The following is a 22,036-nucleotide window of genomic DNA, read 5'->3' as shown; positions in this document are numbered from 1 at the left end:
GAATGCTTTTTTATCCCGGATGACGCAGACTTTCCGGGCTACTTGCTGGTCGTGGCAAATGCGAAAATTTCACGCCAGTCGCTAAGTGTTTAGTTCCGCAAACAGATCAACGGTGCACGGTGGAACTAAGCAACTAACTACCCCATTCTGCGCAACGGACGTACAAATATTCCCGATTGGGAATATTTTCTCAAGTAAAATTGATTGAAGCATAATTTTTCCCGATCAGGAAAATTAACTTGCTCGGATGTGTGCTTTGTTTCATAATTTCCCGAACGGGAAAATCGACAAAGTGAGATTCATGATCCGCATCCACAGCACTCAATCGCTCGGGCTTGCCCTGCGCACAGCACGCAAGCAGCTTGGCCTGACACAGTCTCAGCTCGCTTTGGCAGCCGGTGTCGGGCTACGTTTCATTGTCGATCTCGAAGCGGGAAAGTCCACGTTGAGACTTGAGCAGGTCTTGCGGGTCATCGATGCCTTAGGCGGTGAAATCGTTCTTGCGGGCCTGCCGGAACAACAATCCGCGGTGATGAAGATAGACAGCGATGGCACATGAACTCGAGGTCTGGCTGTTTGCTTATCATGTCGGCACCTTGTCGCTGCAGGAGGGACGGCTCAGTTTCCACTATCTCGAAAACTGGCTGAATCGACCGGGAGCCATCGCGCTGTCTTGCTCGCTCCCCTTGCAAACGGATGTATTCGATGACATCCACACGCGCCCATTCTTTGCCGGTCTGCTCCCCGAAGGTCATCTGCGCCGCTTGATCGCACAGCAATTCCAGGTATCGGGTCAGAATGACTTTGCCTTGCTCGATCACATCGGCGGAGAGTGTGCCGGAGCCATTACTTTTCTGCCGCCTGGAACACCTCCTTCACCACTCGGGGATGATCGCGTTCAGTGGCTGAACGATGATGAGCTGGTTGACATCCTTGATGAATTGCCTCGCCGCCCGATGATGGCTGGCAAGGATGGCTTGCGGCAGTCATTGGCCGGTGTGCAGGATAAGCTGCCGGTTGTTTTTGACGGACAGCGCATTGGTCTGCCTCAAGGAGGGCAACCCAGCACCCATATCTTGAAGCCGCTCATCCAAGGCGTGGAAGATAGTGTTACCAATGAAGGCTTCTGCCTCGCCCTGGCTCGCGCCATGAAGCTGCAAGCCGCTCAAGCGCAAATCCGCGCCGTTGCCGGCCGCCGCTTTTTGCTGGTGGCGCGTTAGACCGGCAAACCGGCACGCAAGGCCGGGTAGCACGCCTGCATCAGGAGGATTTCTGTCAAGCGCTGGGCGTGGTGCCCGAGATGAAGTATCAAAACGAAGGGGGCCCCGATCTCGCCGCGTGCTTCAGCCTGTTGCGTCATGTTACCCGGCCTAGCGCACCGCAAGTACTGTACCTGCTCGATTACGTGGTGTTCAACGCCTTGATCGGTAATCATGACGCGCATGCCAAGAACTTCTCCTTGCTTTATACCGGCAAGTTTCCGGTACTGGCACCGTTGTACGACACCCTGTCGACGGCGGTGTACCAGACCCTCACACCCAAGATGGCGATGAAGATCGGCAGCAAATACAAGTTCAGTGAGGTGCAGGCTCATCACTGGGATCAGTTCGCCGAGAGCGCTGGTTTGAGCCGGGCTCAAACCCGCAAGCGCATTCTGGAACTGGCGCAGAGCCTGCCGAAGACGGCCCGCCAGCTTCAATCGCAAAAAGAGCTTGGATTCACTGAAAGTCCCTTGGTCGAGCAGATTATTACCCTGATAGAGCAGCGAGCCGCGCTGACAATACGTCGGCTCACCGAGCCGCAAGGAGACGCATAGACTCGATGGGCGCAGATTCGATTCTTATTTGGGGGGGTGAACCGACTTGGAATGACATAAAAAGGTTCAGGTCGCGAATGCAGAAATAGTTCTTGATGCAACGCCTCTGTTTTATTCGAAGAGCAAAGATTACAATTGTTATTTCTCTTCCCGACCTCATGCCGGAAGAAACAACTGGCCGGTTATTAGTTTGCGTTGATCGAATAGATTGGCAATTGGCGGTTTAAAAAACGCCTTTGTCTGATTGATAAGAGGAAATGGTTTGAGGTCAAAGATGTGATTCTGTGTCGTTCGGATTGCTTGATTCTTTATTCTACAATTCGATTGAGCCAGTAACCGGGCTTTCTGCTTTGATGCATCACAGCAATCACATAGATTTTTTCGTTTGATTGCCTGTAAATTACCGCGAATGGAAAACGAGTCAGAATATAACGCTGAAACCCTTTGCTGAATTGGGGCCATACGGCAGGGAGTTCGGCGATAGCTTCATAGGCGTTTTCAAGTTCATTGATGAAATCACCACCCAGTCCTTTTGCTTGCGATTCATACCAGACGACCGATTCATGGATGTCGCGCGCAACTTCAGGATGGAAGTAAACGTTCGTCACAACTCACGTTTCAATTTCAGCTTGATTTCTTCCCAGCTAACCGGTTCCACCGCACCGGATTCAAGTTGCGCGAACCGGCGTTCTGCGATTTGAATCCACGCCTCATCGACATGCTCCTCGTTGGCATCATCCAAACTTGAAATCAGGCAATGCGCGAGCGTCGCTTTTTCATGGGGCGACAACGTCTTGATATTTTCCAGAATCCATTTCATCTTATCGGGCATGATAAACTCTCCGAAACCTTTATTAATATGCAGTTTATCATTGAAAGACGAATTGGATTCCAGTATTAATGTCTGGGAAATTTATCCTGGATGACGCTGGCTTATCCGAGCATGTTAAGCCTATAAGGAGGCGAGGTAATTGAAGAAAGAGATCAAGTTCTTTGTCTCTTATGTGTAAGAAATCTCAGGGTTGTTTACAGAGAGGTTGATTGAAATAAGCGTTGAGTATTTCATAAGGGGTTGCGTTATACAAACTCTTATGGGGTTTGACGGTGTTGTAGAAGTTAATGAAACGGACAAGTTGAATACGTCGGTCAGCAGTGTCTTTAAAACAGAATTTGTTGTGCCACATGTCCATGAGCGTGCGGATCACGCGCTCAGCTTTCCCGTTGGTTTGAGGACGATTGACACGAGTAAACTTCTGACCGATACCGTGTTGCCTGCAAGCTTTGACAAAAGCATGATCGTCAGTTCCTTTAAATTCCGTGCCGTTATCGGAATAAGTGCAATCGATTTGATAAGGACATTGGGCAACAGTAGCGATGAGAAAGCAAGCGGCGCTGTATTGAGTTTTATCGGGGAAGATATCGGCATATAATTCCCTGGAGAAATCATCGATGGCCACAAACAGGTACTCGCGAGGTTCATTGGCAGACTGTCCTTTCAATAATGGAAGCCGCTTGGTATCGAGGTGAACGAGCTCGCCCGGATAAGATTTGTTATAGCGCTTCGCTTCACGCTTGAGACGTTCCTGGATGGTTTGCTCTACTTTAGCCAAACGTTTGAGGCCATACTGCAGTGTCTTGAAGCGCTGATTGGTACTGCTACGCGGAGTAAATTCCTGGAGTCTGGCTCGTTTCAGTACGTCATAAATCGTTGGCCGGCTGACGTGAAAGTATTCTGCCAGCTGAACTACCTTCCACAGCCGGGTTTGATACAGCCGCCAGATTTCCTGACGATCCAATAATGTTAAACGAGTGCGTTTGTGTATGTTCATCTACAGTATTCTCCTGAATACTGTAAACAACGCTAGAAATTCTTACATCTTATGCACACAGTAACAAGGATCTGGCTAATAGTTTTCTTGAAAAACTAAGAGAGATGCTCGCACCATCGAAAAAGCATGAATATGTTATTTGGCATGACACTGGACTGGAAGTTGGTGAAGAATGGGAAAAACAAATACTAGAGGCAATAGATAATTGTGATTTTGGTCTGCTGCTTGTTAGTCCCGGGTTTCTCGCATCCAAGTTCATTTCGGAGAAGGAATTGCCTGTTTTTGTGTCAGGGAAAAAGCCCTCGATACCAGTAATGCTGCAACCCATCGATTTTTCAAAGCATGATCTTAAAGGTCTAGAGAAGAGTCAAATCTTCCGATTGGACTTCGAAGGTTTTAAGGAGCCTAGGGCATATGGCGAGTGTAGGAAGCAAAGAAGAGACACATTTGTTCTTGAGCTTTTTCGTGCAATTGAAGATAGATTGGCATAAATAAGTCGCTTTTTTGGATCAAACTACGCTTCATTTGCACTGCACAGCTTTGAGTTAGACCATAACGCATATGGAGTGGATATGCGCATCTCACGCATCTTGCAGGCAAAGAAGCGCACTCTAGCATCACTCATCCGCAAAAAGTGTGTTTTAGGCTATCGGCGAATTTTTCAGCACTTCCCTAATCTTCCCGCCTTAACTGCGGAAACAAAATAACATCTCTGATGCTCGGGCTGTCGGTCAACAGCATGACCAGCCGGTCGATGCCGATGCCTTCTCCGGCGGTCGGTGGCAGGCCGTATTCCAACGCGCGGATGTAGTCCGCGTCGTAGTGCATGGCTTCGTTATCGCCGGCATCCTTGGCTTTGGCCTGCTCCAGAAAGCGTGCGGCCTGGTCTTCCGGGTCGTTTAGTTCTGAGAAACCATTGGCGATTTCGCGTCCGGCGATGTAGAGTTCGAAGCGGTCGGTGATTTCGGTGTTGTTGTCGTTGCGCCGCGCCAAGGGTGAGACTTCCGCCGGATAGTCGACGATGAATGTCGGTTCGAACAGCAGATGCTCCGTGGTTTCGTCGAATAGCGATAGTTGCAAGCCGCCGATGCCATCTTTCGGGTTAAAGTGTATGTTCAATGCTTGCAATTTTTTCACCAGAAAATCGCGGTCATTCAGTTGCGCATCAGTGTATTCCGGATGGAATTTCCGGATGGCTGCGGTGATGGTCAGGCGGGCAAACGGTTTCGCCAAATCCATGGTTTTACCCTGATATGTGACTTCGGTGGTGCCCAGCACTTTTTGCGCGATTTGCGCCAGCATTTTCTCGGTGAAGTCCATCAGATAAGTAAAATCCTGGTAAGCCTCGTAGAACTCCACCATGGTGAATTCCGGATTATGCCGCGTGGAAATGCCTTCGTTGCGGAAATTGCGGTTGATCTCAAACACCTTTTCCATGCCGCCGACCACCAGCCGTTTCAGGTAAAGCTCCGGCGCGATGCGCAAGTACAACGCCATATCCAGCGCGTTGTGGTGCGTGGAAAACGGCCGCGCCGAAGCACCGCCGGGAATCGGGTGCATCATTGGGGTTTCGACTTCCAGGTAGTTCCGCGCCACAAAAAATTCGCGCATGGCCTGAATAATTTTCGAGCGCACGGTAAACACCTTGCGCGCCTCTTCATTGGTGATTAAATCTAAATAACGCTGGCGGTATTTTTGTTCTTGATCGGACAAACCATGAAATTTTTCCGGCAACGGGCGCAGCGATTTGGTCAGTAATTGCAAATCCGTGACGCGGATCGACAGTTCATTAGTTTTGGTTTTGAACAACGTACCCTGCGCGCCAAAAATATCGCCCAAGTCATGATGCTTGAACGCCGCGTGCACGTCTGCGCCGGTGAGATCGTCCGAAATGTACAGTTGAATCCGTCCGCTCATATCCTGGATCGTGGCGAAACTGGCCTTGCCCATGACGCGCTTCAACATCATCCGTCCTGCCACTTTGACCGCAACCGGAGATTCTTCCAGTTGCTCCTTAGTTAAATCATCGTATTGCCGGTGCAGATCCGCCGCTACATGTTCGCGCCGGAAGGTATTCGGGAAAGCGTTGCCTGCTTGCCGCCATTCAGCCAATTTGGCGCGGCGTTCGGCGATAATTTGGTTTTCATCTTGAGGAGTGGCTGATGGATTTTCCTGGGTCATATTCTTGTTTATGAAGGTTGGAATCGATTTAATCGGTTGATTTGCATTTGGGCGCACATTATACGCTGCGCACGGAAATTTCGTGACCGTTGGGTGTTTCTAAATTTTAAGTCATATACCGGATGGGGGCGGAGAATGTCATTGCGCGACTTCAACCCGGTTGCGGCCTTTATGTTTGGCCTGATACAGCGCTTCGTCGGCGCGCTGTATCAGCAAATGTTCATCCAACCCAGCTTCGTTCGCGGCGATGGCCACACCCAGGCTGATCGTTACCGGGACCGATGTTTGGCTGGCGTTGATTGCTTCAGCGGCAATAGCGACGCGGAATCTTTCCGCAGCTTTGATCGCGCCTTCCTGGTTATACGGCGAGATAATCGCCAGAAATTCTTCGCCGCCGTAGCGCCCGATATATTCATGAGAGCGGGCGGATCGCATCAAGCGGCAGGCGATTTCGCACAGCACGGCATCGCCGATGAGGTGGCCGCAGGTGTCGTTGATGGTTTTGAAGCGATCGATGTCGATCATGATCACGGCGATACCGAAGCCGCCGCGCTTGGCGCGCAAAATTTGTTTGTGCAAGATATCGAAAATGGCGGGACGGTTGAGCAAACCGGTCAGCGCATCGTGCGTGACGCGCTCTTCCAGTGATTTCTTTTGCGCGATGAGCAGTTTGTTGAGCTTGATGCCTTTGTAGAGTTGCGTTTTCTCGATAATGACAGCGAGCTGGCTGGCGATTTGCAGCGATAAATCCTTATGCAGATTTTGATACGAATTCTTTTGGCGGCAGGAAAAGAAAATAAAGCCGACCGGTTTACCGGCGGCGATCAACGGGCAAATGAGGCAAGAACGGATGCCCTCCTTGGCAATGGCTTGCGCCAGCCGGGATTCCGCATATTTTTGCAAATGCACGTTTAGATCGTCGATGATCTGCATTTGATCGAGGCCGATGAGTGTATGCAAACTACGGTCGGATACCGGAATCGACAGGCCGGTGATTAATTCCTGTTTGTCGTAGCTGGCGCGCGACCAGTGCAGTTTCAGCTTGCTGCCGTCGTTCTCCAGTAAAGCCAGGCTGATCCGGTCGTAAGGCAAATGTTCCTGGAAGGATTCATAAATGTGATTCAGCACATCGATCAACTGCAAATTGAGGTTGCACTCGACCATGATCTGGTACAGAGATTGGTTTCTTTCAGCTTGTTTTTGCAGGTACGAGGACAACGCTTTGAGCGATTTGCCCAGATGGCCGATGTCGTCGTCACCCACTGGGATATCCGCTGGGAAATCACCGCGCGCCATCGCTTCAGCTGCTTTACGCAAAGCCAGGATTCGGTCATTTTTTTTCATTCTTTTACCAACCCTACTTAAATAGTGACACGCTTCAGATCAAAACATTCCGGTATCCGTTTTATATCGACTGACGCAACAGGGGCTTCAAGTTTGAGTAATTCACAGTGTAATTAATTTGTTGGAATAAATATAACGTATTCAGCAAGCGAATAGTTGGATATTATCAACGAAAATATTTTTCCGTAAATTGCCGGTAATGCAAGCTATGGAGCGCGTAGTCAGTGCTAAAATCCCCGGATAAATATCGAAAACCTGAATACAAAGTGATCGCAACATGATTGGAATTTTACTTCTCACGCACGAAGACTTGGGCGAGCATCTGATCCGCTGTGCCAGCCATGTCGTCGGTATGAAACCGCCGCAGTTGATGGCGCTGGGCGTTTTTATCCAGGACGATCCCGATGTTTTGCTGGTCAAGGCGCGCGATATGATCCAGCAACTGGACAGCGGTGACGGCGTGCTGGTATTGAGCGATATGTTCGGCGCGACGCCGTGCAATATCGCCTGTCGTCTGGCGCAGCCGGGCAAGGTCGAATGTCTGGCCGGCGCCAATTTGCCGATGCTGGTGCGGGTGTTGACCTATCGTAACGAACCGCTTGCAGCCGTGATCGAGAAAGGATTGAGCGGCGGCCAGCGCGGGGTGGTGCAAATCAATGCGGAGTCTTCCCATGCAAATTAAAGAGGTCGAAATTGTCAACAGACTGGGGCTGCACGCGCGTGCATCGGCCAAGCTGACCAAACTGGCCAGTCAATTCAAGTGCGAAGTCTGGGCGACGCGCAATAACCGCCGAGTGAATGCGAAAAGCATCATGGGCGTGATGACGCTGGCGGCCAACAAAGGCTCGCGCATACAACTCGAAACCAACGGCGATGACGAGATTGATGCGATGACGGCACTGGTGGCGCTGGTCGAAGATTATTTTGGTGAGGGCGAATGAGCTTTATTCTGCAAGGCATCGGAGTATCGGAAGGCATCGCCATCGGCCATGCGCATCTGGCCGCACCGGCCGCATTGGAGGTGATGCATTACCTGATTCCCAAGCATCAGGTGGATAAGGAAATCGCCCGGCTCGACAGCGCTTTTGCCGTGGTGCGCAAGGAGTTTGAAGCGCTGCAAAAATCCGTTGCCGACGGGCATGCGCGCGCCGAGTTCAGCGCGTTCCTGGATTTGCACTTGATGATTCTGGACGATCCGACGCTCTCGGAAGCGACGCACAGCATGATTGCGCAGACGCTGTGTAACGCGGAATGGGCGCTGACGCAACAGATGCAGGTGTTGCTGGCGCAGTTCGAGGAAATTGAGGACGCCTATTTGCGCGAACGTAAAGCCGACGTCGTTCAGGTAGTCGAGCGCATACTCAAGGCGATGCTGGGGCATCCCGGTTATTTACCGGTGGCGTCGCGGCTGACCGGCGACAGCATTCTGGTGGCGCATGACTTGAGTCCGGCCGATGTGATGCAGTACAAGCAGCACCAATTCACAGCTTTTCTGACCGACTTGGGCAGCCAAACGTCGCATACCGCGATTGTGGCGCGCAGTCTCAACATTCCTTCGATCGTGGCGCTGCATCACGCGCATCAACTGATTATCGAGAATGACTACCTGATCGTCGACGGCACGCAAGGCATTATCATCGTCAATCCGGACAAATACGTTCTCGACGAGTACCGCCTGCGGCAAAGCCAGCTCGAGCTGGAAAGGAAAAAGCTGCAACGCATCAAAAGCATCGCCGCGATGACGCTGGACGGCACGCTGGTCGATTTGCACGCCAACATCGAACTGCCGGAAGACATCGTGCAGGTGCAGGAAAACGGCGCGACCGGCATCGGCCTGTTCCGCAGCGAATTCTTATTTTTGAACCGTGACGATCTGCCGGGCGAGGACGAGCAATTCGAAGCGTACCGCACCGTTGCCGTCAAAATGCACAAGCAGCCGGTGACTATCCGCACGTTCGATCTGGGTGCGGACAAAAACCTGAAAGGCAGCGAACAAGTGGCGGCTAATCCCGCGCTGGGGTTGCGTGCAATCCGCCTGAGCCTGGCGGAACCGAAAATGTTTCACACGCAGTTGCGCGCGATTTTGCGCGCTTCCAAGCACGGCGACGTGCGCATTCTGGTGCCGATGCTGTCCAATGCGGCGGAAATCGATCAGACGCTGGTGCATATCGAATACGCCAAACAGACCTTGCGCGACGACAAAATCGATTTCAACGAGCATATCAAGGTCGGCGGCATGATCGAGATTCCGGCGGCGGCGCTGAGCTTGGAATTGTTCATGCGCAAACTGGATTTTTTGTCGATCGGCACCAACGATCTGATTCAATACACGCTGGCGGTCGATCGCATCGACGATACTGTGGCGCATCTGTACGATCCTTTGCATCCGGCGATTCTGTGGCTGGTGTCGCATATCATTCAGAGCGCCAACCGCGCCAAAGTGCCGGTATCGATCTGCGGGGAAATGGCGGGTGACAAACAATTTACCCGGCTGCTGTTGGGATTCGGCTTGCAGCAGTTTTCCATGTACCCGGCGCAGCTGTTGACAGTCAAAAACCAGATATTGAAAAGCCATCTGCCCGACATCGTTCCACTGACACAAAAAATTCTCAAAGCCGATCACCCGGAAAAGATCGCCACACTGTTGGCTAAGTTGAATGATTGAAAACTCTCTGGCGTGTTGAATTGGAGTTTTTCAATAGCCTGCTAGTGTACGCGGTTTTTTTGGCGATATAATGAAGCCGATATATTGCGTTATTTCATCCGGATTCTTCTAATTTCTATACATGCAAGATTCAAAATCAGTCGGTGTGGTAACACCGCAGTACGTGCAGATCGATAAGCCATTGCAGTTGAAAAGCGGATTGTCGCTGGAGAGCTATCACCTGGTGTATGAGACCTACGGGCGGTTGAATGCTGCGCGTTCCAACGCGATCTTGATTTGCCATGCGCTTTCCGGCAACCACCATGTGGCCGGCGTATATGCCGAGAATGAAAAGAGCGTCGGCTGGTGGGACAATATGGTTGGTCCCGGCAAGCCTATCGATACTGATCGTTTTTTTGTCATCGGTGTGAACAATCCGGGCGGCTGTCACGGCTCCACCGGCCCGGCCAGTATCGATCCGCGCACCGGTAAGCAGTACGGCGCGAGCTTTCCGGTGGTGACGGTGGAAGACTGGGTTGAGGCGCAAGCGCAATTGGCCGAGCATTTAGGCATCGAGCAATTTGCCGCCATCGTCGGCGGCAGCCTGGGCGGCATGCAGGCGATGCAGTGGACGCTCGACTATCCGGAAAAAGTGCGTCATGCGCTGGTGGTCGCCGCCGCGCCGAAATTGACCGCGCAGAATATCGCGTTTAACGATGTGGCGCGCCAGGCGATCATGACCGATCAGGAGTTTTACGGCGGTAATTTTTATGCTTACGACACGTTGCCGCGCCGCGGCTTGCGCCTGGCGCGCATGCTCGGGCATATCACCTATCTGTCCGACGATTCGATGGCGGCGAAATTCGGCCGCAGTTTGCGCAAGGGCGAGCTGTCTTTCGGTTTCGATGTGGAGTTTGAAATCGAATCGTATCTGCGCTATCAAGGCGATAAGTTCGCCGATTTGTTCGATGCCAACAGCTATCTGCTGATGACCAAGGCGCTGGATTACTTCGATCCCGCCGCGTCGTACGACGGCGATTTGAGCGCGGCGTTCCGGGCTGCCAAGGCGAATTTCCTGGTGATTTCGTTTACTTCGGATTGGCGTTTCTCGCCGCAGCGTTCGCGGGAGATCGTCAAAGCGTTGTTGGATAACGAACTCAACGTGAGTTACGCGGAAATCAACTCCAGCCACGGTCACGACTCGTTCCTGATGGAACCGTCCGGTTATCATCAACTGGTGCGAGCGTATATGGACAATATTGCGATCTAACTAAAAACATGACGGATAACTCGACACCTTCACCCCTGGCATTACGTCCGGATTTCGCCGCCATCGCGGCATGGATCAAACCCGGCGCGAAAATACTCGATCTGGGCTGCGGCGACGGTTCGTTGCTGCGCTATTTGCGCGACACGCGCAATGTGTTCGGTTACGGCGTGGAAATCGACGAAGCCAATCTGCTCAGTTGTTTTCGCAACGGCATCAACGTGATACAGAATGACCTGGAAGCCGGATTATCCAGCTTCGAATCGGATTCGTTCGATTATGTGATTTTGTCGCAAACCCTTCAGGCGATGCGGCATACCGAAGGCATCATCGAGGAAATGCTGCGCGTCGGTAAGGAAGGCATCGTTTCCTTTCCCAATTTCGGTAACTGGAAAAACCGCGTGCAAGTGATTTCCGGCCGTATGCCGGTGTCGGAAACGCTGCCGTACCGTTGGTACAACACACCCAATATTCATCTCTGCACCCTGAGCGATTTCGAAGACCTGTGCCGGCAATGCAACGCGCGCATTCTGGAGCGCAAGGTGATGAGCAATCATTACCGTCCGGTTAATTTTCTGCCGAATCTGCGCGGCATGCTGGCGTTTTACCGCTTTGAACGGCGTATGTAATTTTTGACTTTGTTGGCGGCTGGTTCCGCCATTCACGGCGTTGTATTTCCGCCCTGTACCTTGCCGGTTCCCATTTGTTCAAGCGCTTCGAGTTCCGCTGCGGAAAACCCCGCTTGTTGTCTCGCTTCATAGTGGAAAGGGCCGCAAATCTGCCCGGGAAAATAGTGTCCGACCAATTCGTGAAATGTCCGCGCGGCGTCGAGTCCGCGCTGCTGGCATAAGTACTGGAACCAGTGCGATCCGATCGCGACATGCCCGATCTCATCGCGCAAAATAATCTCCAGCACTGTCACCGTTTTCTCATCGTCCGCCTGACGTAATCGTTCGATCATGCCGGGCGCGACATCCAATCCTCTGGCTTCCAATACACGCGGTACCAGCGCCATGCGTACCAAAGGATCGAACGCCGTGCGCACCGCCATATCCCACAAACCGTTATGCGCCGGGAATTCACCGTAATCGCTGCCGAGTTCGTTCAATCGCCGTCGTAACAATTGGAAGTGATACGCTTCCTCGGCGGCCACTTTGATCCAATCTGCATAAAACTGCCGCGGCAGGTTACGAAAACGGTACACCGCATCCCACGCCAAATTGATGGCGTTAAATTCGATATGCGTGATGGCATGGATCAGTGCCGCTAATCCCTCGTGAGTGCTCATGCGGCGCTTAGGCACATCGCCCGGCGCAACCAAAACGGGTTTGTCAGGGCGTCCCGGTTCGAGGATGGGCTCGGGTTCATCGCATGACGTCACCGTTAATAATCCATCTTGCCAGGCTTGTGCGGTTTGTGCGGTCAGCCGCAACTTTTCTTCGGCCGTGCAGGCCATGAGGCAGTCCTGGGCGGCGTCAAACAAGGATTCCATGCCGGCTTTTCGAGAGCTGTGTGAGAAAAAGAAATCGGATTTAAGCAAAAACGCTATTATATCTTTGCGCAGTAGGCCGGAAAAAATTATATGAGACGGAAGCACAAATTAAATGAGACGCGCCGGATTATATGAGATTCCGGCATGTTTAAACTTATTTAAAATTCCGGTGCTTTAATTTTCGGGATATCGTTGACCGTGATGATCATCTTGCCTTTGATCGTTTTAGCCAGTTCGGCCAGCCGGTCGTATTGATCCAATCCAAAGTCGACGACGGGCTGTGGCTCACAGGTTTAGTCTGTGGGTTACGACGGCCGGGTTATATGTTATCCCGGATAGCGATCCCAGATCTCCCACGGGCCGACACGCATCATATTGGGGTTCGCGCCATTGGAGTATAGGTTTACACCCAGGCGGTTAATAGGCAATCCTTCCGGATCAGACAGTCTGCCGCCAGCGTAATCGCAGATGGTTATCTTCTGCTCGCCGTCAGGTTGCACAGTAACCCACCATCTGCCGGTAGTTAAATCGTCTTTATCTTGAGGCGGATTGTAAAACCACTCGAAAGTATTCCATCCGGCAAACGCTGATGGAGCAAGAAAGTTAGTATGTTGTTGAGGACTTTGCCAAAGTTGCACAGTAGGATAGCCCGGAATCCCGCCAACCCCAACACCATTAGCGTTACTGTCCACAGTGCCTATATAATAAAGACCGTTATTACCCTTAACGACTTCGATTTTTAGCCGAAAGACACCGAAGAATTTACCTTCCCAACCGCCTGATTTTGCCCACAGAAGCTCGATGTAATTAGTTAGAGCCAGATTAGAAACGATATTAGGGTCAAGATACAACCTTATCTTGTAGTAATGAGTTTTTAAATTCGTGGCCGGGGGCGTGGTCGGGCTGGCGTTAGGTCTATCAATAACCAAATTGCATTGAGGAGTATTGGCACCGTCACGCTGGGTAAGCTCAAAGTAAAGCTCATTGCTATAATCATTAGGGCCGATAGGAGACGCCAAATCGCCCTTAATCCAGGCAGTGACAGCGTTTTCATCCATCAATCCGGCTTTGTTAGGAAGCTTATAAATCGATAGAGTGGCCAAAGGGCCGAATATGTTATATAAACTATCTGGAATCTTCCTTGCCGTAAAATCCTCGATAGCAGGTGTAGTAATAAGGTACTTATACCCACTATTTTGTAACGAAGGGAATACCGAACCACCGGAGAGTTCGCCTCTAACAACACCACTCCCCCAGACCGTCATAAAATCAGGCCCTGGCGTGACTGCAACTTTTTTAACTTTACCGTGGCGCGCACTGACTAGCATATTAGTTCCTTACTATCTCGACCATTAAAAACAAAAGATCGTACGAATCTCCCGCCGACTTAGCAGGCAACGCCACATTGACATACATACCGCCTAATGCATCGGTATTGATATTGCTTGTTTTTTCCAGCAAACCGCCATTTGTGGAACTGCCTTGATTGTCGGGATTTGCATAGCTTGTTCTGTAACTGGTTTTACTGCCGAAAGTAATTATTGGACAAAAATCCAGTGTATGGCCGTCCGTATTTGCAAAACTTCCGGCCCAGGCACTAGGATCGGATGAAACCACGTTATTCGTTGTGCCCAAATATAAATTAGGACTGAGTGATCCAGTAGTGCCATGTTTTTTTATCTGCCCCATTATTCTTATCACGCTATTCTGATTTAGCATGTATTGAGGGATATTAATTGTGCCGTGAGGAAATGGCGTTGATGCAGACAAAGACGCGGTTCCCAGTGAACAAGTTGGGGCCGCATCGGTACCAAAAACCTGAGAGTAGATAACCGCTCTGTTAGTTACCCATCTGCCAACTGCATGCATGTACACAAACCAAGCTTTATAAGCAGTTACAAATATACATAAGCCATCATTAACTGATGATTTCGGGATTGCTTGCAGTGCGGCCCAGTCTGCAACCGAGTTGGTTTGCGGCACGGCTAAACCAGTATCTGGATCGGTCAATCCAACCGGAACGCCGCCGGAATAAATCCAGCGCGGTACTTTAAGAGCATTCAACATCGCGGCTATACTAAATTGTCCCGTTTAACTCTCCCATGTAATCGAATCGATCTCTTCTGCCGTTGCGGCTGCTGCCACTGCGGCTTTTTTGGTTTCCAGCGTTTCATCGGCGTCATAGCCACGGTCGGATATCGCGCGGCCGAGCGCTTGCAGGTCTGCGTATGTCATAGTGTGTTTTGCTCCGGCGGCATCGCGCCAGTAGGCATTGGCCCGGACGCTGCCGGGTGACAGCACTTGCGCGAGCAGGGCGCGCGCGTCTGTGTCTGTTTTCCAGGTTTGCCCGGCGTGCGTGATGTCGGAGTATTCCAACGCCAGGCGCGCGGCTTCGAGTTCGGCTATTTTTGCGGCGCGTTTTGCTGGCAGCATGTATTGATTGCCGGTGCTATTCGGTGTCCATGCGCCGTTGTCGTATGTCCATCCGCCGGCAACATAAAATTCCGGCAGGCCGTCGACTTCAAGGATTTCCAGCAGCGTCACATCCAGGTTCTTGCACGTCCAACCATCGCCGGTCACCATTGTGTCGCCGAGCGCGAGCACGGGCGCTGCAAACAGCACCGCATGATCAGATCTGCGCCGGACGATTTTGATAGCCATTTACGCGGCGATCTCCACTGTTTTCACGCTGAGGTACGTGTCCTTGTTGCGGCACACCTCGATGACGTGCGCGCTATCTAACGCGGCGCAGGCAACGCGATTGTTGGACGCTTCTATTTTCTCCTCGATTTTTTCCGCAATTTCGCCGGCGATGATCTGGTCATCATCGGTGATCTTGATCTTCATGCCGTCTGTTCCCAGGCTGCCACCTCCTGTCCAGGTGGCATAAAGGTTATTGGCGTCGAGTTTGGCCGCATCGAGATCCAGCGAACCATTCGCGCCCACGCGGATCAATTTATTGCGCAGCAGCACTGGCGACGATCCGGAGATATCGACCAGCGAAATCATCAAATCAGCATAAGTGCGGTCGACGGCGGTGACGACCACGGCGCGAGTTGTGCTCATCACCACCAGGCCGAATTGCAGCGCGGGCGATGTACCGGGCATACCAGACAAATCGAGCACGCTGCCGGATGGCGCCGGGGTTGATCCGGTAATCGTCTGCAACCGCAGTTGCACCCGGTTTCCGGAGTTGTTACGGAACGCCACCACGGCTTTGGTGCTGCTCACTTTGCCCGCGCGCATGTGCGTTGCAGCGCAGTTTGTGCCGTCCGCCGCGACTTCCGCGCTCTCGTTGACTGCGCTGGATACAATATCGAGCACGCGCATTTTTGGCGTCGTGCCGCTTGAGCCTTGATAAACCGCGAGCAATTGCGTGGAGGATTGCGCGCACACCGCCGTGCCGCTGCCGCCGGTGGTGGCGTCGATCTGTTTGGCCGTGCCCGGCGTAAACGTGGTGCTGGTGGTGATATCGAGCACCACGGCTTTGGTTTCGCCGGTTGATTTTTTATAAACCACCGTCGCCTGGCTGCCGGTTTGCGCGGCAATGCTGATGTCTTTGCACGCATCGGCAACGACTTGCGCCGGGGATCCGGAGGATGAGCCGTAGTTGAGCACCACAGCATTCAAATAGGTGGTTGATTCGTTGCGGAACGCGCAAATCGCTTGCGTCGCGCCCAGCATTGCCACGGCAACAAACCGGGAATCGACAGCATTGAGCACCTCGGCGTTGCTGCCGGTGTAAATATCCGGCACCGGCGCGCCGCTGGCTTGCCATACCCCAGCGGATGAACCGGTATCCGAGCAATGCAGCGCGATGACCTGGCCGGGCAAAAGGTAACAGATAAAGCCGCCGCCGTTTTTATGCACCGAAACCCGGTAAGTCCCTGCGTTTTTAAGCACAAACACCGGAGTGCCCTTGGTCAGCGTGCTGGCGGCTGGCATGATGACCTTTTTGCCCGCTGCGGTCATGGCGATGATCTGCAAGCGTCCGCTGCTCGATGTCAGCGTGATGTCAACGGCGCTGCTGGTTGTATCCGCGCCGCCGTTGCCAGTTCTGATACGCGGCACCCAATTGGCTGGATCGAGTGCCGGGTCGGTTGTTCTGCTTCCCGAGCCTTTGTTGCGGTAATCTTGATGATCTGTCGGAGACCAGCGTACGTCGCCATCCGCGAATGTGCCGGACACCCACATTGCATTCGGCAGCGCCGCCACGGCGGCTTCCGCATCGAGCGCGTATTGTTCGACTTGCGCGCCGAGGGCATTGAGGGCCGAGCCATAGGGGTTAAGATTCCCCAGCGCCGCGTACCAGGCCGCATTGAATTCGCTTTCGGTCATCGTTAATTCGTTCGGCATAGTGCCGAAAAGCGGAACGGTTATGCTCATTAAATACCCCTGATTTTTACACTCAGTGAAGATTGTTTATGGTTGTCCGTTGAAATCTTGAAACGCTGGTACGGCCCGATCATCGTGTGCATTTGCTCATATGCAGAAATCGTTGGCATCGCCGACCAAACGATGGCTTTCCCGTTGCCAAGCTCTTTGAATTGCAGCGCGCGGTTGATCCGATTGGAATCGATCACGATGGGCAGCTCAAGCCCCGGCATGTTCGGCACCGGCTCAAAATTGGCCCGGCCAGCCTCGTATGTGATTGGCGAATAGTTTTCATCCTCAAGCGCCGTGTTCCACTCAACCTCGCCCAGATCGATCGCTATGCCGGTCGCAAAGCGCTCAACTTCGCAAACACCGCTAGGATGCGTGAGGCGCAGCGTGATAACCGGGTCGCCAACCGGCGGCACGTCGAACGTTGCAAACACTTTGTCGTAAATGAAGGGGGTGAATATTATTTCGTAAGGCGTTACTGCATAGCGCGCCAATAGATTTTTGCTGATCTGGAACACCACATCGCCGCCTATGCCGTTCTGTACCGTCAGTTCCACGTTTGCCGCCTTCAGACCAAGCAGCATGATCGAATTGATGCATCGGCCTGGACGTATCACGGTAGTGGCCGGAGAACCGCCCACGCTTGGCAATCCGCGATTCCACTCGAACATACGCCAGCGGTTGGTGTAGCTTTTCAGAATCCACCACTCGTTAGAAATTGCGGGCAGTGTCGGCGGCGCGTGATTTGTGTTGCCGGATTGCAGCGACTCATATACCAGGTGGCTATTCGCCGTAATTACGCTTACCTTGTCAAATTCCGCATAAGTCGGCACGGGGCTCCATGCAGGCTCGGATGCGGACGGCTCGACAATCGAGCTGCTTACCAGCATCGCATCCGTAATATCAATCGGGATCATGGCTTTGACGTAACGCTTTGTCATGTCCCCGTCCTCAACACGATTTTTCCATTTGAAATCGTCGTTACTGCGTCCAGCTTATCGGACACACGCTTGTTATATGTCGTAGTTTCTTCTATCTTTCCGATTAGAGTTTTCAACTGCTCAACCACATCCGCATTGCTCAACAGCTTGGTCAGATCGTTATTGCTGGTAATTCTGCTCGGGCCGGTCGATTCCAGTTCCGGGCCGTTTTCGCCAACGATGCGCATGCCGCCGCGATGAAAACCGCCTTTTGCAAAGCGTGGAATGTCCGGGTTATCGCTAAAAAACTTGTCCGCTTCGGCTTGGGTAAATCGTCCGGTGGCAACGATCTGCGCCGATGACACGCCATATTTGCCCGCGTCTCTGGCGATTTCGTCCGGGGTGTGCGCGGTTTTGAAATAATCGATAATCTGCTGGTTGCTGATGTCCGGATTGCCCAGCGAACCGCCGCTGATCGCACCGCCACCGGCCGCCATGCTGGCCGCGTTGAATTTGCCGATTGCGTCCGCCAGTGAAGCAATGCCGGTATTGATGCCGTTCAGCGCATCGATCTGCGCTTGGCCCTGCGTCAGCAAGTTATCCAGCCGCGCGGTTTCGGCTTCAAAACCGGCGGTCAAGCGGTCGCGCTGCGCTTCCAATGCTGCCAGGCTGCGTTCATCGAGCGTGAGCTGATCGTCGGTCATTTTGCCCAAGCTGGCCACCAGATTGGCCGTTTTGGCTTGTTCGCGCGCATATTCAAAGCTGCCGGTGAATCCCGGCGCGCCTTTGCCCAATGTGCCCAGCGCTTCGCGCAGGCTATCGGCTTCCGGCAGCGCGCCACCGGCGCGCGCGGCGGAGATGGCGTCCTGAATTTGCTGTTTTGCGGCATCGCGGCTCATTGGCCGGATCTGGCTGACGGTGGCTTTGAGCGCATCGGACAGGGTGCGCAGTTTGCCGACCGATTGGGTTACATCCTCAATGCGGCCGTTGACGGTTTTAAGCGCGTCGTTATATTGCTGCGTGATTTTTGTTTTTTCCACTTCGACGGCTTTTTGCAATCCTGCGAATGCCGCGCCGGTCAGGTTTGCAGTTTCGGTGCGCACTTGCGCAAATGCCGGGGCCAGCGTTAACAGCGCTTGCAATGTTTCTTCGGTGATTCCGTTAACCTGCCCGAACGATTGCACAAGTCCACGGAATTGATCGCGCGTTAAATCGGTTGATAAACCGAGGCGTTTTAATTCATCATTAACTTTGCCTTGTACCGGTGCCAGGCGCTCGGCTTCGGTCAGGAAATTGTCGGCGAAAAAAGCCACTTTCTGATTCAACACATCCAAACCGCCCGCCGCATCGACAAACGCGGTACGGCCCTGATACGTGCCGCCATTAATCATCGCCTTCGCATCGGCGGAAGATTTACCCAGCAACAATTCAGCGCCGCTGACCAGTGCGTTGAATTCAGCGCCCAGGCGGCTGATTGTTTGGATTGATGTTTCGCCGCGTTTAGAGAATTCATCCACCGTTGGCAATAGCTTGCGCACCATTGCATCGGTCATGCTCTCGATTTCCTTGCCGATTTGTTCTTCCGTTAACGCCTTGCCTTTTTCCGATACCAAATTGATCTGGTAATGAAAATCCTTCAGCGCATCGGTGCTTAAACCCAGATCGCCGCCGACTTGCTTTAATGCGGTTGATGTTTGTTTTGCAGTATCGTTAAAAACACCGAATATTTCCTTGGATGCTTTCGATAAACCTTCCGCGAATGCGCCAAGCTGCTTTTGATTGTCAGTCCAAACGTCTCCGGTGACCGCATCGACACGCGCGAAATCCGTTTTATTGCTGCGGAACAAGCCGCCTTTTGCCACAAAGCGCGTTTGCAGCATGCCGGATTCAAAACCTTCCATCCCAATCGAACCGGTTAGCGATGTTTCTTTTTGTTTCAATGGCCCACGGCCAAACAGTGCATTGATCAGCGGGATGATCGGCATCATGTCGCCCAAGATGGGGATATCGCCGATTTTGTTCATAACATTACCAAACCCGCCGCCCAGCCTTTTGTCACCGGCCAGCATTTTCAAGCCTTGCGTAGCCGCGAAAGCGATGGCTAAAGGCCCGGCCGCAGCAGCCAGCCCAGCACTTAACCCGGCTCCAGCTGCCGCCATACCGCCAAATTCCGCACCAGCTCCAAGCGCTGTTCCAGCACCGCCAAGGTAATTCAGCCCACCCGCACCAAACACACCGGCCGTTGCCGCACCGCTAGCTCCGGCACCGAATGACGAGAATCCAAGTGCAGACGCGCCGCGCCCAATCAGCGAGCCGATATTCAGGCCATTTGATAAAAGATTCGAGCCGCTGCTGATGATGTTGCCAGCCCCGGCCGCATTGGCGGTACCGGCACCCAGCACACCGCTGAGCGATGCCCCGATATTGATGATCCACTTGCGCACGGTGAGCTGATACAACACATCGATAATCGCCACCTTGATCGATTCGCCGATGGACTGCATCGCGGATTTGCCGTGCGCGGCGAATTGCACAAATGCCGTTTTGGCAGTCTGCTCGACACCGCCCCACAATTGGTTCCACTCGGCTGCCGATTTTCTGGCTGCTTCCTCAGCCGCGCGCGCCGCATCCTGTTCGGCTTTTTCGATGGCCTTGATGCCTTCCATGCGCTCTTTTTCCGCAGCCATCAGTTCTTCTTGTTGCTGCGTCGCCATCGCCCAGGCTTGCGCCGATGCCATGATTTCTTGCGCCAGCTCTTCGGTCGGCGCTTTTGCGGCCTCCGTGGCTGCCACGAGCATTTTTTTCTGGATGGCGTTCAGGCCGATTTGCTCGGTTTCTAGCTTTAGGGCAGCGATGGTGCGGTTTGCGCCATCAATCGATTGTTGATAAGCGCGTTTCTCCGCTTCCGCGCGCGCATTGGCTGCCGCGATGGCGCGTTTGCTGGCTTCTTCGGCGGCTTTAGCGGCTTCCTCGTCGGCCTTTTTCTTGGCAATCGCCGCGATCTCAGCTTGCTGCGCCGCTTTCTGCCGCGCCAATCCTTCATCGGCAAGCGCTTGCTGGGCCGGATCGGCCGCTGCCGCCGGTGCATTGCTTTTGGCGATCATGTCCGGCGTTTTCAGGCCGATGGTGAAAAATGCCAGACGGTCGAGCCAGTCTCCGGACTCGATAACCTGCCGCATGTCTTTCAGGTAACCTGTCCATGAACCCAATACGATATCGACACCGCTTTTAACGGTATCCGTGCCGCCAACGGTTTTGAGCAGATCATCCCAGGCCATGCTGGCATCACGCGATGATTGGGTGATTCCCTGGTTCATCGATTCAGCGACGCCGTCGAGCCCTTGCTCTTTCATGGTTTTCAGGATCAGCGTGATGGCTTCGGCTTGTCGGCCGGTTTCCACCAGATCCTTAATCATGTCTTTTTGTGTCTCAGAAAAAGACACACCCGAGCGTTTCAGCGCCGTTAATCCTTCGTCCGGGCTTTCCAACGCTTTACCGAGTTGCAACACCGCCGATTTAAGATCGGTTTGCATGACCGCTGCCAAATTCGCGGATGTTTCCAGCGCCTCGCCGAAGCTGTTGCGCGAAATGTTGCGGAAAGTCAGCAAAACAGCCATCGAATCGCGCAGCGCGTCATCGTCGATGCCCAGCTTGTCCTTCATGCTGTCGGCCATTTCGTCCAGATTGGCTTTGGTCAACCCTGCCGCGTGACGGGTGCTATTCAGCACAGCTCCAAGCCGCAAGTGCGACTGCTCCGCCTGACCGGCTGCGGTAATCGATGCTTTTAGCCCGGCAACCAGTGCAGTACCGACGGCAACACCGGCCGCCGCCGCACGGGTTCTGAGATCGTCCAGCGCTACCTGTTGATTTTCGTACGATGTAATCGCCCGGTTGCTCGCTTCCACCGAGGCGCGCTGGGCTTGTGTCATCTCCATTTGTGCCGCGTCATACGCGCGCACTTGCGCGGATGTCATGCCGAGCGTATCAGCCTGGCGTTTCAGGTTTGCGGTAAAACGCTCAGCGGAAGAAGCCGCTTCGTTGTTTGCGCGCTTGGCGGTTTCGCCGAGTTGATTCAGTGCATCCTTTGATGCACGCGCCTCACCAACCAGACCTTTTCCGTCCGCCGTGATTTTTACGCCAACTTCGAGGTTTTTTGACAT

19 protein-coding genes and 2 pseudogenes are annotated in these 22,036 nt (G+C 53.0%); 8 read left to right on the top strand and 13 right to left on the bottom strand.

The genetic code is table 11. The features are described from left to right. Positions 1-301 precede the first annotated feature (301 nt). Both HRU77_06515 and HRU77_06510 read left to right on the top strand, forming a co-directional pair. Entirely contained in the window at positions 302-559 is a 258-nt protein-coding gene (locus tag HRU77_06515) for a helix-turn-helix transcriptional regulator (protein QOJ22082.1), read from the top strand. After that, positions 549-1,816: pseudogene (locus tag HRU77_06510) on the top strand (type II toxin-antitoxin system HipA family toxin). Before HRU77_06515 ends, HRU77_06510 begins: the two are co-directional and overlap by 11 nt. 308 nt (positions 1,817-2,124) lie before the next feature. Here the strand turns inward: HRU77_06510 and HRU77_06505 are convergent. The 3 genes from HRU77_06505 to HRU77_06495 form a co-directional block, all read right to left on the bottom strand. Beyond that, positions 2,125-2,424: a type II toxin-antitoxin system RelE/ParE family toxin gene (locus tag HRU77_06505; protein ID QOJ20376.1), complete on the bottom strand. Its 300-nt coding sequence runs from the start codon at positions 2,422-2,424 to the stop codon at positions 2,125-2,127. Further along, a complete protein-coding gene (locus HRU77_06500; protein QOJ20375.1) occupies positions 2,421-2,648 on the bottom strand; it encodes an addiction module protein in 228 nt (75 codons plus the stop codon). Before HRU77_06500 ends, HRU77_06505 begins: the two co-directional genes overlap by 4 nt. A gap of 184 nt (positions 2,649-2,832) precedes the next feature. After that, positions 2,833-3,645 (bottom strand): transposase family protein, encoded by an 813-nt coding sequence (locus HRU77_06495; GenBank protein QOJ20374.1) that lies wholly within the window; start codon positions 3,643-3,645, stop codon positions 2,833-2,835. A 38-nt stretch (positions 3,646-3,683) separates the two neighbouring features. Between HRU77_06495 and HRU77_06490 the strand changes: the two genes are divergently transcribed. After that, positions 3,684-4,136: a toll/interleukin-1 receptor domain-containing protein gene (locus tag HRU77_06490; protein QOJ22081.1), complete on the top strand. Its 453-nt coding sequence runs from the start codon at positions 3,684-3,686 to the stop codon at positions 4,134-4,136. Between the two features lie 181 nt (positions 4,137-4,317). Here the strand turns inward: HRU77_06490 and lysS are convergent, their stop codons facing one another. Then, on the bottom strand, positions 4,318-5,826 hold the full coding sequence (lysS, locus tag HRU77_06485; GenBank protein ID QOJ20373.1) for a lysine--tRNA ligase: 1,509 nt from the start codon (positions 5,824-5,826) through the stop codon (positions 4,318-4,320). Positions 5,827-5,964: 138 nt separating this feature from the next. Next, complete coding sequence (locus tag HRU77_06480; protein QOJ20372.1) at positions 5,965-7,170, bottom strand: diguanylate cyclase; 1,206 nt, start codon at positions 7,168-7,170, stop codon at positions 5,965-5,967. A gap of 277 nt (positions 7,171-7,447) precedes the next feature. Here HRU77_06480 and HRU77_06475 point away from each other — a divergent pair, with 277 nt between their 5' ends. From HRU77_06475 to metW, 5 genes are all read left to right on the top strand, one after another. Next, positions 7,448-7,852 carry a PTS fructose transporter subunit IIA gene (locus HRU77_06475; GenBank protein QOJ20371.1) on the top strand — a complete coding sequence of 135 codons (405 nt, stop codon included), beginning with the start codon at positions 7,448-7,450 and terminating at the stop codon, positions 7,850-7,852. Further along, positions 7,842-8,111 carry an HPr family phosphocarrier protein gene (locus HRU77_06470; GenBank protein ID QOJ20370.1) on the top strand — a complete coding sequence of 90 codons (270 nt, stop codon included), beginning with the start codon at positions 7,842-7,844 and terminating at the stop codon, positions 8,109-8,111. Before HRU77_06475 ends, HRU77_06470 begins: the two co-directional genes overlap by 11 nt. Beyond that, positions 8,108-9,835 (top strand): phosphoenolpyruvate--protein phosphotransferase, encoded by a 1,728-nt coding sequence (gene ptsP / locus HRU77_06465; protein ID QOJ20369.1) that lies wholly within the window; start codon positions 8,108-8,110, stop codon positions 9,833-9,835. The genes HRU77_06470 and ptsP overlap by 4 nt, the downstream gene beginning before the upstream one ends. 121 nt (positions 9,836-9,956) lie before the next feature. Further along, positions 9,957-11,084: a homoserine O-acetyltransferase gene (locus HRU77_06460; GenBank protein ID QOJ20368.1), complete on the top strand. Its 1,128-nt coding sequence runs from the start codon at positions 9,957-9,959 to the stop codon at positions 11,082-11,084. Between the two features lie 8 nt (positions 11,085-11,092). Continuing rightward, a complete protein-coding gene (metW, locus tag HRU77_06455) occupies positions 11,093-11,710 on the top strand; it encodes a methionine biosynthesis protein MetW (GenBank protein QOJ20367.1) in 618 nt (205 codons plus the stop codon). 32 nt (positions 11,711-11,742) lie between these two features. On the opposite strand, the gene HRU77_06450 is transcribed toward metW, so the two are convergent. From HRU77_06450 to HRU77_06415, 8 genes and pseudogenes are all read right to left on the bottom strand, one after another. Beyond that, a complete protein-coding gene (locus tag HRU77_06450; GenBank protein QOJ20366.1) occupies positions 11,743-12,573 on the bottom strand; it encodes a ferritin-like domain-containing protein in 831 nt (276 codons plus the stop codon). A 176-nt stretch (positions 12,574-12,749) separates the two neighbouring features. Beyond that, positions 12,750-12,848, bottom strand: a pseudogene (locus tag HRU77_06445) (DNA adenine methylase). Between the two features lie 51 nt (positions 12,849-12,899). After that, positions 12,900-13,901, bottom strand: coding sequence for a hypothetical protein (locus HRU77_06440; GenBank protein QOJ20365.1), 1,002 nt, complete (start codon positions 13,899-13,901; stop codon positions 12,900-12,902). Position 13,902: 1 nt separating this feature from the next. Continuing rightward, positions 13,903-14,640 (bottom strand): hypothetical protein, encoded by a 738-nt coding sequence (locus HRU77_06435; GenBank protein ID QOJ20364.1) that lies wholly within the window; start codon positions 14,638-14,640, stop codon positions 13,903-13,905. 24 nt (positions 14,641-14,664) lie between these two features. Next, positions 14,665-15,234 (bottom strand): DUF4376 domain-containing protein, encoded by a 570-nt coding sequence (locus HRU77_06430; GenBank protein ID QOJ20363.1) that lies wholly within the window; start codon positions 15,232-15,234, stop codon positions 14,665-14,667. Continuing rightward, a complete protein-coding gene (locus HRU77_06425; GenBank protein QOJ20362.1) occupies positions 15,235-16,959 on the bottom strand; it encodes a hypothetical protein in 1,725 nt (574 codons plus the stop codon). Then, positions 16,959-17,897 carry a hypothetical protein gene (locus HRU77_06420; protein QOJ20361.1) on the bottom strand — a complete coding sequence of 313 codons (939 nt, stop codon included), beginning with the start codon at positions 17,895-17,897 and terminating at the stop codon, positions 16,959-16,961. The genes HRU77_06425 and HRU77_06420 overlap by 1 nt, the downstream gene beginning before the upstream one ends. Further along, positions 17,894-22,036, bottom strand: coding sequence for a phage tail length tape measure family protein (locus tag HRU77_06415; protein QOJ20360.1), 4,143 nt, complete (start codon positions 22,034-22,036; stop codon positions 17,894-17,896). The genes HRU77_06420 and HRU77_06415 overlap by 4 nt, the downstream gene beginning before the upstream one ends.

The organism is Gammaproteobacteria bacterium (assembly GCA_015709615.1).
Classification (GTDB): Bacteria; Pseudomonadota; Gammaproteobacteria; order Burkholderiales; family Nitrosomonadaceae; genus Nitrosomonas.
The sequence above is the reverse complement of the archived record's forward strand: the minus strand, read 5'-3'. Positions and strand labels throughout refer to the sequence as shown.